11 protein-coding genes and 1 tRNA gene are annotated in these 13486 nt (G+C 61.1%); 4 read left to right on the top strand and 8 right to left on the bottom strand.

Annotation, left to right across the window (positions count from 1 at the left end):
• Nucleotides 1-176 precede the first annotated feature (176 nt).
• The 7 genes from CATRI_RS05900 to rpsA all read right to left on the bottom strand — a co-directional run bounded on the left by CATRI_RS05900 (nt 177) and on the right by rpsA (nt 8250).
• Entirely contained in the window at nt 177-620 is a 444-nt protein-coding gene (locus tag CATRI_RS05900) for a universal stress protein (protein WP_290220571.1), read from the bottom strand.
• Between the two features lie 61 nt (nt 621-681).
• Complete coding sequence (locus CATRI_RS05895) at nt 682-1137, bottom strand: universal stress protein (RefSeq protein WP_290220570.1); 456 nt, start codon at nt 1135-1137, stop codon at nt 682-684.
• A 10-nt stretch (nt 1138-1147) separates the two neighbouring features.
• On the bottom strand, nt 1148-3244 hold the full coding sequence (gene uvrB, locus CATRI_RS05890; protein ID WP_290220568.1) for an excinuclease ABC subunit UvrB: 2097 nt from the start codon (nt 3242-3244) through the stop codon (nt 1148-1150).
• A gap of 45 nt (nt 3245-3289) precedes the next feature.
• Complete coding sequence (locus tag CATRI_RS05885) at nt 3290-3772, bottom strand: heme-binding beta-barrel domain-containing protein (RefSeq protein WP_290220566.1); 483 nt, start codon at nt 3770-3772, stop codon at nt 3290-3292.
• 7 nt (nt 3773-3779) lie between these two features.
• Nucleotides 3780-4385, bottom strand: a complete 606-nt coding sequence (gene coaE / locus CATRI_RS05880) for a dephospho-CoA kinase (protein WP_290220564.1) — start codon at nt 4383-4385, stop codon at nt 3780-3782.
• 17 nt (nt 4386-4402) lie between these two features.
• Entirely contained in the window at nt 4403-6424 is a 2022-nt protein-coding gene (locus CATRI_RS05875) for a glucose PTS transporter subunit IIA (protein ID WP_290220563.1), read from the bottom strand.
• Nucleotides 6425-6780: 356 nt separating this feature from the next.
• Complete coding sequence (gene rpsA, locus CATRI_RS05870) at nt 6781-8250, bottom strand: 30S ribosomal protein S1 (RefSeq protein ID WP_290220561.1); 1470 nt, start codon at nt 8248-8250, stop codon at nt 6781-6783.
• Nucleotides 8251-8468: 218 nt separating this feature from the next.
• Here rpsA and CATRI_RS05865 point away from each other — a divergent pair, with 218 nt between their 5' ends.
• Genes CATRI_RS05865 through CATRI_RS05855 form a run of 3 tightly spaced genes read left to right on the top strand, consistent with a single transcriptional unit; the run spans nt 8469 to nt 10293 of the window.
• Entirely contained in the window at nt 8469-9224 is a 756-nt protein-coding gene (locus CATRI_RS05865) for a class I SAM-dependent methyltransferase (protein WP_290220556.1), read from the top strand.
• Complete coding sequence (locus CATRI_RS05860) at nt 9221-9637, top strand: SRPBCC family protein (RefSeq protein ID WP_290220552.1); 417 nt, start codon at nt 9221-9223, stop codon at nt 9635-9637. Before CATRI_RS05865 ends, CATRI_RS05860 begins: the two co-directional genes overlap by 4 nt.
• The gene (locus CATRI_RS05855) at nt 9634-10293 is read left to right on the top strand and encodes an HAD-IA family hydrolase (protein WP_290220551.1); all 660 of its coding nucleotides are present in this window, start codon (nt 9634-9636) and stop codon (nt 10291-10293) included. The genes CATRI_RS05860 and CATRI_RS05855 overlap by 4 nt, the downstream gene beginning before the upstream one ends.
• Here the strand turns inward: CATRI_RS05855 and polA are convergent.
• Entirely contained in the window at nt 10268-12892 is a 2625-nt protein-coding gene (gene polA, locus CATRI_RS05850; RefSeq protein ID WP_290220990.1) for a DNA polymerase I, read from the bottom strand. The genes CATRI_RS05855 and polA overlap by 26 nt on opposite strands.
• A gap of 152 nt (nt 12893-13044) precedes the next feature.
• Between polA and CATRI_RS05845 the strand changes: the two genes are divergently transcribed.
• Nucleotides 13045-13118, top strand: a tRNA-Leu gene (locus tag CATRI_RS05845).
• Nucleotides 13119-13486 lie beyond the last annotated feature (368 nt).

Genomic DNA, 13486 nt, shown 5'->3' with positions numbered 1-13486 from the left:
CGCCTAGTTGGCGGTGCGGATTGACTGACCGCGATATGCCTCGAGCAGTTGAGGAGCCCCTTCACTCTTGGCTCCTACTCCAGTCCGGTTGTGTGCCGTCGAACCACGGAGGCCCGCATGAACCAGAAAAAGGGGCCCCAGGGGCCCCTTTACCGAAAGAAAACTTCGGATGTTGTCTAAGCGACGGTGTGGACGATCATGACATCGCAATCCGACTGACGGGCAACGTCCGCCGGGACGGAGCCGAGCAGGCGACCGGTGAGGGAGTTGATGCCACGGTTACCGACGACGAGGAGGTCAGCCTTGTTGTCGTTAACGATGGACATGAGGGCCTCGACCGGGGTGCCCGGGCGGATAGCCTTTTCGGTCTTGTTGGCGCCGACCGCGCGAGCAGCCTCCTCGCCAGCAGCTAGGTTTGCCTGGGCAGTTTCGTCGCCCAGGATGGTCACCGAATCCTGACGCAGCGTCTTGGAGGCCGCGTCCTTGTCCTCGTAGTAGGCGCAACCGATGATAAGGGTGGCGTCAAATGCCGCGGCAATCCGGGCGGCGCGCTCTACAGCCAGCAGGGAAGACTTGGAGCCATCCGTGCCAACAACGATCTTTTGGTAGTTATCACTCATGGGACTTGTCAGGACCTTTCCTCGGGGGTGATTGATTGAGCTATGTTAGCAACGATACGCGTTAGGAATCGACGCCTTCGGTATTCACAATCATAACGTTGACCGAGGAATGACGGACGACCTCAGTCGGGATGTTTCCAAATACCCTGCCGGTCAAGGTGTTGACACCCTTGTTGCCGACGACCAGCAGATCAATACCACTGTCCTCCACTTCCTGGACGAGAACTGCCGCGGGGGCACCCGCACGCTTGCGCAGATCGATCTTGGTGGCACCCTCTTCTTCCGCCACGGCCTTGGCGTCACTCAAGTATTCATCCGCGACGTCCTCTCCGACGATCGGGATGGCGGAGACGTCCGAGTGCGGCGAGTTCAGGAGGGACCCGGAAGCGGAGTGCCACGCGACGATGATGACGAGGGTGGCGTCATAGACGCGAGCCAAGCTGGCTGCTGCGCGAACAGCCAACAAGGAAGAATCCGACCCGTCGGTGCCAACGGCAATGCTGTTGTACGTAATCATGCTTTCCAGATTACATTCCGATGTCCTTCATGCCGCGCTGTTCCTTCTTCAGGTCCGCAATCTCATCGCGCAGTCGGCCGGCCAGCTCGAACTTGAGGTCGCGCGCAGCTGCCCCCATTTGAGCAGTGAGGTCATCGATGAGCTTTTGGAGCTGTTCCATCGGCATGTCGGTGGTGTCGGGGCGCTCCACCATGGCCGCCTCGCCGCCTAAGGAACCGGCGGCGTCGGGGTTGTTCTCGTAGACCTGGTCGAGGATGTCCGCGATCTTCTTCCGCAGGGGCTGAGGATCGATGCCGTGTTCGGTGTTGTAGGCAATCTGCTTCTCGCGGCGCCGCTCCGTCTCCTCGATGGCCTGCGCCATGGAGTCGGTGATCTTGTCGGCGTACATGATGACCTCACCGGAGACGTTTCGAGCGGCGCGCCCGATAGTCTGGATCAGGGACGTCGCGGAGCGGAGGAATCCTTCCTTATCCGCATCGAGAATGGCCACCAAGGACACCTCCGGCAGGTCGAGTCCCTCACGCAGCAGGTTGATGCCGACGAGGACGTCGAACTCCCCCAGCCGCAACTGACGCAGGAGCTCGACGCGCTGAAGCGTATCGATGTCCGAGTGGAGGTAGCGAACCTTGATGCTGTTTTCCAAGAGGTAGTCGGTGAGGTCCTCCGCCATCTTCTTGGTCAAGGTGGTGACCAGGACGCGCTCGTTGTTGTCGGTGCGTTGACGGATCTCGTGAATGAGGTCGTCGATCTGCCCCTGGGTCGGCTTCACCGTCACCTTTGGATCGACCAATCCCGTCGGGCGAATAACCTGCTCGACGAATTCACCTCGTGCGGCCGCCATCTCGTACTTACCCGGCGTCGCCGACAGGTAGACGGTTTGTCCGACGCGCTCCTCAAACTCCTCCCACGTCAGGGGGCGGTTATCCATCGCTGAGGGTAGCCGGAACCCGAATTCGACGAGGTTACGCTTGCGCGACATGTCGCCTTCGAACATGCCGCCGATTTGCGGGACGGTCACATGGGACTCGTCGATGATGGTGAGGAAGTCTTCCGGGAAGTAATCAATGAGGGTGGCCGGCGCCGTGCCTGCACCGCGCCCATCGATGTGCCGCGAATAGTTCTCAATGCCGGAGCAAAAGCCGACCTGCTCGATCATCTCGAGGTCGTATTCGGTGCGCATGCGCAGCCGCTGGGCCTCCAAGAGCTTGCCCTTGTTCTCCAGGTCGGCCAGCCGCTCCGCCAGCTCTGCCTTGATTGCTACGACCGCCTTTTCCATGCGCTCCGGGCCGGCTACGTAGTGGGTAGCGGGAAAAATGCGGATGTCATCGACCTGGCGCACGACATCACCGGTAAGCGGGTGAATGTAATACAGCGCGTCGATCTCATCGCCGAAGAACTCCACCCGAACCGCCAGTTCCTCATACGCCGGGATGATGTCAACGGTGTCGCCCTTCGCGCGGAACGTGCCGCGTTGAAAGGCGATGTCGTTGCGTTCATACTGAATATCCACGAGCAGCCGGAGGAAGCGATCGCGTTCGACCTCCTCCCCCACGTTAAGAACCACCGAACGATCCAAATAGGACTGTGGCGTGCCCAGGCCATAGATGCTCGACACCGAGGACACGACTACGACATCGCGGCGGGAGAGCAACGCCGAGGTGGCCGAGTGCCGCAACCGTTCCACGTCGTCGTTGATTGAGGAGTCCTTCTCGATGTAGGTATCGGTCTGCGCGATATACGCCTCGGGTTGGTAGTAGTCGTAGTAGGAAACGAAGTACTCGACGGCGTTGTTGGGCAACAATTGCTTGAGCTCATTGGCCAGCTGCGCTGCCAGGGTCTTGTTCGGCGCCATGACGAGAGTGGGCCGCTGCTGTTTTTCGATCAGCCACGCTGCCGTCGCCGACTTACCCGTGCCGGTGGCACCGAGGAGCACGATGTCCTCCTCGCCTCGATTCAGCCGGGCATCCAAGTCCTCGATCGCGGCTGGCTGATCACCGGCGGGTTGGTAGTCCGAGATGACTTCGAAGCGACCGTCGCTTCTTTCGATCTCTCCAACGGGCCGGTGCTCGGAGTGGGACAAGACTGGGTGCTCAGCTGCAAACGCCATGGCCCACATGGTACACCTGTTCGGTACCACGTCAGTGGTGCCGGGCTAATCGTCCTTTGTCAGCACGCTTGCCAAGTGTTGCTGCAGCGGTTGCCCGGCGGCGGCCATGTTAAAAGCCGTGGTCAATGAGTTGCCGACCCTGGTGTACGTGCGGGACGTCGAGACAACGGGTTTGGAGGTGCGGGAGTTGCTGACCGTGGATTCGTCGAAGGTAAGGGTTGCGCGGTCGTCGAAAAGCTCGGCTATGCCATGGAGCAGTTCCGTCTGCCCAGTGGGTTGGGCGAGCACCAACTCGACGCCACCGTCTGATTGCGGCCGGAGGAAACCGAGCTCCGTGTGCATGGGAGCGCCGCTGTCGAGGTTCTGGGTGCGTTGCTCATAGCGGAGGAAGGGTTTGCCGGGGAGCGCGGAGAATGTCACGGTCTCTTGGTAGCGGAAATCGGAAATCGTCGGGTAGAAACCGCGACCCTCGCCTCGCCAGGTGCCGATGAGGAATGCAAAGGGAGCAACGTCTTGGTGGTAGTCCATACCTAGATCATTCCACCTCAAGGCCGCGAATTCGCACCATCAAGTCAGCGATCTGCCGGTCGAGGCATTCCAGGTGGCCATTGTTATCAATGACCACGTCCGCCGCCGCCAGCCGTTGTTCATCGGAAATCTGCGCATCCAGTCGCCGACGCGCATCCTCCTCGGTGAGGCCGCGCCACTTCACCAGCCGGGAAACACGGGTTTCGGCATCGACGTTTACAACCACGACGAGATCCATGTCCTTATCCAGGCCGTTATCCACCAGCAGCGGCATGTCGTAGACCACCGCCTTCTCCCCTGCTGCCTCTGCGACGGCGAAACGCCGAGCCGTTTCAGCTTTGATACGCGGATGGGTGATGGAGTTGAGCAACTCCGTGTGTTTGGCATCCACGAAAGCACGGGTGGCCAAAAGTGAACGGTTCAGGGAGCCATCCTCGTTGAGGATGTCGTGGCCAAACGCCTCCGCCAGTTCGGCCAAGGCAGGTTCCCCTGGCTTGACGACGTCGCGGGCAATGAGGTCTGCGTCAATGACAGGCAGGCCGTGAGAACGCAAAAGATCGGCAACGGTGGTTTTACCGCTGCCGATCCCTCCGGTGAGTCCAATGCGAAGCATGGACCCGAGTCTAGCTTTTACTCGTCGTTGGCCTTGATGGTGATGACGTTGTCACCCAAGTTGACGTGTTCTGCGGGGTGCCCCTCGACGGAGGCGAACTTCTTCGTGTTCACCACGAGGACCGGGGTGACGGCGGAGAAGCCGGCCTCGGCGATCTTGGCCGTGTCGAAACGAATGAGCGGGGTACCGGCAGTGACCTGCTGGCGCTTCTCCACGAGAACCTCGAAGCCCTCGCCGTTCATCTGCACAGTGTCCACGCCGATGTGGATGAGCAGCTCCACGCCGCTGTCCAGGCGCAGACCCACCGCGTGGCCGGTCTTCTGGACGGTGAGGATCAGGCCATCAGCCGGGGCGACGACGGTATCGCCGCTCGGCGCGATGCCCACGCCGTTGCCCAGGGCACCGCTAGCGAATGCGGCGTCGGGAACCTCGGAGAGAGGCATGACGCGACCTTCGAGCGGGGCGCCGATCTCGGTGATAGCACCAGCCATGAGGGCGGGCTTGACGGCGGTCGCGGTAGCGACGCCCCCTGCTACGCCGGCGGCGGCAGCGGTGCCGGCCACGGCGGCGTCGATACGCTCTTCCTCAGCCTCATTGGCGGCTTCACGCTCAGCGGCGATCTGGGCCAAAACCTCAGCCTTTTCATCCTTACCGCGGTAGTCGAAGAAGATGACCAGGAACATGGAGGTGAAGAACGCCACGGCAATGCCGATGGTGTAGCCCCACCACGGATCCATGGCCGGGATGGTGAGCAGGGAGGTGAAGACGAAGGCGTAGGCCTTGATGTTGAAGATGCCCATAACGACGCCACCGGCGAAACAGCCCGGAAGCAGTCGAGCGTAAGACTTCTTGAAACGCAGGAGCACACCGTAGAGGGAGGGCTCCGAAATACCACCGAGCAGGCCGGCCATCATGCCACCAAGGGAGACCTGACGCATGGACTTGTTGTGCTCGCGGATGGAGACGATCATGACGCCGGTGACGACACCGAAGCAGGCGAAGTTCCAAGCACCCATCGGGCCCTGGATGAAGTCGTAGCCGAGGGTAGCGATGTTCTGGATCATGATGGCATTCAGCGGCCAGTGCAGACCCAGCGGAACCAGGAACGGGTACAGCAGCGGAATGATGATGGCCAGGATGAACGGCGAGAAGTTGTTGACCGACTCCAGGAAGGTGGAGATGCCGTTACCCACACCGATGCCGAATGGGCCGAGCAGGAATGCAGTAGCCGGGATCATGATGAGCAGCGAGAAGAACGGCACGAACACCATCTGGATCGAAGAAGGAATGATCTTCTTCAGGCCCTTCTCCACCCAGAACAGGCCGATAGCGGCGATGAGCGGCGGGAACACCTGACCGGCGTAGCTGTTGATGACCATGGGCAAGCCGAAGACCTGCACCGTGTCGCCGGCTTCACCGAGAGCCAAGAACTCCGGGGTGAGCAGGGCGGCCGGGATAGCGGCACCCACCCACTCGTTGGCTCCCAGCTTGCGAGCAGCGGTGGCGCCCACCATGATCGGCAGGAAGTAGAACACCGAACGCCACATAGCGTGCATGAAGACGTAGGTCGACGGCTGCTCATCCATCGGAGCGCGGAAGTCCTGGAGACCGAAGGTGTCCGCGAGGACGAGGAGGGTGATGATCAGCGAGGCGCCGAGCAGTGCCCACAGAATGGGGCGGAAGGTATCAGAGAGGAATTCGAAGGCGTAATCGATGAACGAGTACTTGGAGCGAACGCCGCCGTACTCCTTCTTGGACGAAGCCTCCTGCTTCTCCGAATCACCCATGCCGGGCTCTTTGACGATGGCGCCGTAGTACTCGGCCACGCCACCGCCCATCACAACTTGGAGGCCGGTAGTGCCCTGTTTCACCACACCAAGGACAGCGGGATCAGATTCAAGGGCAGCGACGTCGACCTTGCTTTGGTCGTTTAGTTGGAAACGCAGCCGAGTAGCACAGTGCGTCAACGAGGTCACGTTATCGGCACCGCCCACCTCCTTCAGGATGTGCTGCGACGTCGATGTCGTCTTGGACGCCATGTAAGGGACCTTTCTCATGGGCCATGCCCGCCCACTAGTGACGGACATGACTCGACTGTTCCGGAGACCCTGGGAGGAAAATTCCCCCACGCTTTGGAGAAGCTGTCAAAGCCTCCGGTATGACAAAGTCATTCTATCCCCCATACCCACATAAACGGAACATTTGGCCCACAACAGTTTGGTGTCGTTCCGGGCCAGACAGACCCATACAAAAGTTGTGATAACCAGCAGTGCTGTGCGGTCAGACCACATTGAGCAGGTCAGCGCCCCAGGAGACAGCAAAGCCGCCCTTCTGCACCTGGCCCGATTTCTCGGGCCGGCGCGGAAGGGCGGCTACAGCTGCTGGCTAAAAGAGCTTAGTTGCCAGCGAGCTTCTCGCGGAGAGCAGCGAGCTGCTCGTCGGAAGCCAGGGAACCACCGGTGGTCTCCACCTGTGCGATGTCCTCGGATGCCGGAGCGTCAGCATCTTCGGTCTCGGAGGAGTAGTTGGTGGCGGACTGCTCGGCAGCCTCGGCGGCAGCAACACGGGAACGCTCGATCTGAGCGGTGTGCAGCTGGAAGCGACGCTCGGACTCAGCGTAACGAGCCTCCCACGCCTGACGCTGCTCCTCGAAGCCCTCGAGCCATTCATTGGTCTCAGGATCGAAGCCCTCGGGGAAGATGTAGTTGCCCTGCTCGTCGTAGGAGTCGGCCATACCGTACTTGGACGGGTCGAATTCCTCGGAGAAGTCCTCATCTGCCTGCTTGAGGGAGAGGGAGATGCGGCGACGCTCGAGGTCGATGTCGATGACCTTGACCATGGCCTCTTCGCCGACGTTGACAACCTGGTCCGGGACCTCGACGTGGCGCTGGGCCAGCTCGGAGATGTGGACGAGGCCCTCGATGCCCTCTTCGACGCGAACAAACGCACCGAACGGGACGAGCTTGGTGACCTTGCCGGGGACGATCTGGCCGACGGCGTGGGTGCGTGCGAACACGCGCCACGGGTCTTCCTGGGTGGCCTTCAGCGAGAGGGACACGCGCTCGCGGTCGAGATCGACGTCGAGAACCTCAACGGTGACCTCATCGCCGACGGTGACAACCTCAGACGGGTGATCGATGTGCTTCCAGGACAGCTCGGAAACGTGAACCAGGCCGTCGACTCCGCCGAGATCGACGAAGGCGCCGAAGTTGACGATGGAGGACACGACGCCCTTGCGGACCTGGCCCTTCTGCAGCTGGTGCAGGAACTCAGAGCGGACCTCAGACTGGGTCTGCTCGAGCCATGCGCGGCGGGACAGGACCACGTTGTTGCGGTGCTTGTCCAGCTCGATGATCTTGGCTTCGAGCTCCTGGCCGATGTACGGATCCAGGTCGCGGACGCGACGCATCTCCACGAGGGAGGCGGGCAGGAAGCCACGCAGGCCGATGTCCAGGATGAGGCCGCCCTTGACGACCTCGATGACGGTACCGGTAACCGGCTCCTCGTTCTCCTGCAGCTTCTCGATGGCACCCCAGGCGCGCTCGTACTGCGCACGCTTCTTGGAGAGGATCAGCCGACCTTCCTTGTCCTCCTTGGTGAGGACGAGTGCGTCGATCTGATCGCCGACCTGGACGACCTCGTCCGGGTCAACATCGTGCTTGATGGACAGCTCGCGGGACGGGATAACGCCCTCGGTCTTGTATCCGATGTCGAGCAGGACCTCATCGCGGTCGACCTTGACCACGGTGCCTTCGACGATGTCACCATCGTTGAAGTACTTGATCGTGGCGTCGACTGCTGCGAGGAAATCCTCAGCGGTGCCAATGTCATTGATGGCAACCTGAGGGGTGTTGGTGTTGGGCATGTGTTCAGTTGCTCCGAGTTGGATAGGAGATAGAAAGTGGACAGGAACGAATCTCTCAAAAACCCACGGTGATGCGAGTTTTGATCACACCCTGAGGTCGTGCAGGCCCTCCCATTTTGACCTAACCCGCCTCAAAGCTGCGATACGCCCTTGACACAGTACCCTGAAAGTGCTTTCCCGGCAAGCTTCGAAACACCGCCCTGACATGGAGGTTTTCCTTGACCACATCCGACACATCAGCCACGGCCAACCGCGCGTGGTGGGATGGTGATGCGGATCGCTATCACGCGGAGCACGCCTCCTATCTCGACGGGTTTCATTGGTCGCCGGAAATGCTGGCGGAATCCTCCGCCCGATTGCTTGGCGACGTCCGCGCCCTCAAGGTCCTGGAAATAGGGTGCGGGTCCGCACCCTGTTCCACCTGGTTGGCCGAGGATGGCGTGGGCTTCGTCACCGGTTTCGACCTCTCGCGCGAGATGCTGCGGCGCGCACAGCCAGGTGTCCCCTTGGTCCAGGCCGACGCGCAAGCTCTCCCCTACCGCGATGATTCCTTCGACGTCGCCTTCTCCGCCTTCGGAGCCTTCCCCTTCGTCCCTGATATTTCGCACGTGCTTATCGACGTCGCCCGAGTCCTGCGCCCCGGCGGGCGCCTGGTGTTCTCGGTCAACCACCCCATGCGGTGGATCTTCCCCGACGATCCTGGACCCGAAGGCCTGGTCGCCTCCATCCCCTACTTCCAACGGGAGTACGTAGAAACCGACGAGCATGGCACCGTCACCTATGCCGAGTATCACCGCACCATGGGCGATTGGGTTCGTGCCCTTCACTCTGCCGGATTTCAGCTCATCGACCTCATCGAACCCGAATGGCCGGAGCACCTCACTCAGACGTGGGGCCAGTGGTCGCCGCTGAGGGGTCAGATCTTTCCTGGCTCGGCGATCTTTATCACCCAGCTGGGTATCGTGGAGGCATGAACTTAAGCCCCGACATCACCCCGGAAGGCGCTGGCTCCATCGCCAACAATTCCCTTCGTTTCGATCGTTCCCTCCCGGGATCGGTTGAAGACATCTATAACGCGGTCTATGCCGTCATGGTGTCCGAGGACGGGACCGTTGATTTCCATTACGGGGATGACGGCAATGCAGTGGGAGAGGTTCTAGTGAAAGACGTGCCTCGCACGCTCGTCCACACGTGGAGCGGGCCGGGTCTGCCAATTTCAACTGTGACGTGGAAGTGCGGCGAGGGCAACGTCCGCCTGCTCCACGAGGGCCTGGTGGGTAAGGAGGCAGTCGAGTACGCCGTGTGCTGGCACCTCACCCTCGATCGCCTCAGCGGCGACACTTCCGATGTGGACAAGCTTTACGAGTATTACGGACACCTCGCATGAAATATGACGCCATCCTCTTCGACATTGACGGCACCCTCGTCGACTCCACTCCCGCAGTAGAGAAGGTCTGGCGCACCTGGGCCGCCAGCGCGGGCGTGGATGCCGATGCCATCATGGCCGTGAGCCACGGACGCCGCACCCGCGACACCCTCGCCGAGTTCATCCCGGAGGAGGACATCGATCAGGCCCTCGCCGACATGCGGGTCGTCGAACTCGCGGAGCTGCATTCGGTGACAGCTCTCCCCGGAGTGAGGAACCTGCTGACCACGCTGCCGCCGGAACGCTGGGCGGCCGTGACCTCTGGTGACCGCGAACTCATGGTTGCCCGCCTGGAGGCCTCCGAGGTACCAGTCCCTGAAATCCTCATCGACGCCGATGATGTCGCCACCGGCAAGCCAGACCCCGAGGGCTACCTCCTCGCCGCAGCGCGGCTTGGCTTCGAGCCGAGCAGGTGCCTCGTGGTTGAAGATGCCCCGGCGGGCCTGAAGGCGGGCCGCGCCGCCGGAGGCGGTGTGCTCGCCGTAGCCACCTCGCACCCGGCGAGGGAGCTGGCGGGGTTGGGTGACGCGGTCGTCGATACGCTGTTGGACGTTGACTTTGCCATCGACGACGATGGCATCACCGTTACCTCTAGTGAGCAGCCTCGTCCCAGTTAGCACCGTGCCCCGCGGAGACCTCCAAGGGCACGCGCAGGGTAATCGCCTGATCCATCTCGTGCTCCACGATCTCGCGGACCTGCTCCAACTCGCCCGGGGCAATCTCGACGACCAATTCGTCGTGCACCTGGAGGAGGACGCGGGAGGTGACGCCCGCCGCGCGCAGTGAGCGATCGACGCGGATCATCGCGACCTTAATGATGTCCGCGGCCGTGCCCTGAATCGGCGCATTCAACGCCGCGCGCTCCGCATTCTCCCGCGCCACGCGGTTATCCGACGTCAGCTCCGGCAGGTAACGGCGCCGCCCAAACAGCGTCGAGGTGTAGCCGTCCTTGCGGGCCTGATCGACGACCTCAGCGAGGTAGCGCTGGACGCCGCCGAAACGCTCGAAGTAGCTCTCCATGATCGACTTCGCCTCACCGGCGGGAATATTGAGCTGCTGGGAGAGGCCGAACGCCGACAGGCCGTAGACGAGGCCGTAAGACATCGCCTTGACGCGGCGACGCAACTCCGGCGTGACCTCATCAATCGGAACCTCGAAGACCTTGGAACCAACAAAGTTGTGCAGGTCCTCGCCTTCGCGATACGCCTCGATCAACCCCGGATCCTGCGACAGGTGCGCCATGACGCGCATCTCAATCTGGGAATAGTCCGCCGTCAGGAGCGTCTCGAAGCCCTTGCCCACCACGAACGCCGAACGGATCTTGCGACCAGCCGGAGTGCGCACGGGAATATTCTGCAAATTCGGCTCGGTCGAGCTCAGCCGACCCGTCGAAGCCACCGTCTGATTGAAGGTCGTGCGGATGCGCCCATCAGGCTGAACTGTCTTGATCAGCCCCTCCAGCGTGGTCTTCATCTTCTGATACTCACGGTGTGCGAGCAGGTGATCCAGGAAGGGATGCGGATGCTTCTCCGCCAGGCCCTCAATCTCCTTCGCCGCGGTGGAATACCCGGTCTTCGTCTTCTTGGTTTTGGGCAGACCCAACTTGTCAAAGAGCACGACCTGCAGCTGCTTTGGGCTCGAGAGATTCAAGCCCGGATCATCAGCCAATTCGCGGGCCGCGATCTCCTCCTCCGCCACCATGTCAATGAACGAGCCCAGCTGATCCTCCAAGATCTCCACATCGACGGCAATACCCACGGCCTCCATCTCGGCGAGGATCCGCGCCAGCGGCAACTCCATGTCGTAGTACAGCTCGAAGGCATTGATCTCCTTGAGCTGCTCGGTGAGCTTCTCGCTCAGCTCCAACACGGCAACCGCGGAATCGACCAGGGAGGTATCCCCCATCAGTGACAGCTGCCCATCGGGCTCCACGAGCTGGCGCTGCAAATGACGCTGGTACACATCCTTGAGGTCATATGTCCGCTGCCCCGGCCGCAGCAAATACGCCGCAATCGCCGTATCCTGCGTCACCCCATTGAGCACCATGCCTCGGCCAGCAAACATATGAAACGCCGCCTTCGACTCATGCAGGTACTTCGGATCCTCCGACGCCAACCACCCGGCCAGCGCCTTCTCATCGCGCGGGGACAGGTCAACCGCTTCCACGCTCACCGCGTGCCTTTGCTTATCGACGATCGCGAAACCCGACACGTCACCCTGCCCCGGGCTGGGCGTCCCCACCGCAAACAACGCCAAGCCCTGCCCGCTGCGCTCCGCCAACCAGTCGGCGAGCTCGGCGTCGTCGACGACGACGTCGGCAAGCTCTACCGACTCCTCCACCGCCGAACCATCCGTGCGGACGACTGCTAGGACTCGCTCGCGGAGATTCGTACCAAACTGTAGGGCATCAAACTGCTCGGCCACCGCCGCGACATCCACCGGCTGAAACTCCAACTGATCAGGAGTGACCGGCAGCTCCATGTCCGTGAGCATGTGCGTGAGCTTCCGATTGAGTTTGACCTGTTCAATGCGCTCCCGGAGATTCTCCCCCGCCTTGCCCTTAATCTCATCGGCATGCTCGAGGAGATTGTCCAAGGTTCCGTACTGCTGAATCCACTTCGTGGCGGTCTTCTCCCCCACCCCCGGGATATTCGGCAAGTTGTCCGACGGGTCCCCCCGCAACGCCGCGAAATCCGGATACTGCTCCGGCGTCAGCCCGTACTTCTCCTCTACCGCCTCCGGCGTAAACGTATGGATCGTGGAGACCCCGCGCATCGGATACAGCACCGTCGTCTTCGGGTCCACCAACTGCAGATAATCACGATCACCGGTGACGATGAGCGTCTCATAATCAAGCCCCTTCGCCGCTGTGGTCAACGTGGCGAGGATGTCATCTGCCTCAAAATTTTCCATACTCAACGTCGTGATACCCAAGGTCCCCAGCAGCCCCTCCAGGATCCCGACCTGGCCCTTGAATTCCTCCGGAGACGCCTCCCGCTGGGCCTTGTACTCCGGGAACATATCCGTGCGAAACGTCTTCCGCCCCACGTCAAACGCCACCGCCACCTTGTCAGGCTTCTCCTCCGACAAAATATTGGCCAACATGGACAAGAACCCATAGATAGCGTTCGTGTGCTGCCCGCCCGTCGTAGAGAAATTCTCTGCCGGCAGGGCATAAAAAGCGCGGAAGGCCATAGAGTGACCATCAATGAGCAAAAGGCGATTGTTCTCGTTCACCCGCCCCACTCTAGCGACTAACAAACCCCACCTTGTCGAGGGCGATTTTTCGACATCCACCGCCCTAGACTAAGCTGCTCCCAGTACGCTGATTCTCGCCTGTTGGCGCTGGCGTACAGCACGACAGCACGGCCCTCGTAGCCCAATTGGCAGAGGCAACGGATTCAAAACCCGTTCAGTGTGGGTTCGAGTCCCACCGAGGGCACTATTTATGTGTTTGAACATGGTCATACTGAGGGCCTCCCACCGGTTTCGGTAGGAGGCCCTCAGTTTTTCGTTGGTTGACCCTCTTCTCGCCGCCCCCAAGTCTTCAACCTTGGCAGGCTCACCGAATGTGACGGTCTGATAGTGCCTGGCGTCAGGCAGGGTGCCAAAATTCTCTAGAATGAATGGTGCCACTTATCGTTTCCGCAGTTCGCGGAGAAGCGAGCTTTGCATTCTAGAGAATTTTGGCACTCGCGACTTCCTGATCCCGCAGTTGCTTCAAGCCAGACGACCGCCTAGCCGGTAGCCTGTACGGAAGGCCTAGATCGATAAGCGATTGAGAATAGACCGTAAAGGCGGTGCGAACAG

Origin of the sequence: Corynebacterium atrinae, from assembly GCF_030408455.1 — a bacterium.
Classification (GTDB): domain Bacteria; phylum Actinomycetota; class Actinomycetes; order Mycobacteriales; family Mycobacteriaceae; genus Corynebacterium; species Corynebacterium atrinae.
Note: the sequence above shows the minus strand (reverse complement) of the source record. Positions and strands in the feature narration are given on the sequence as shown.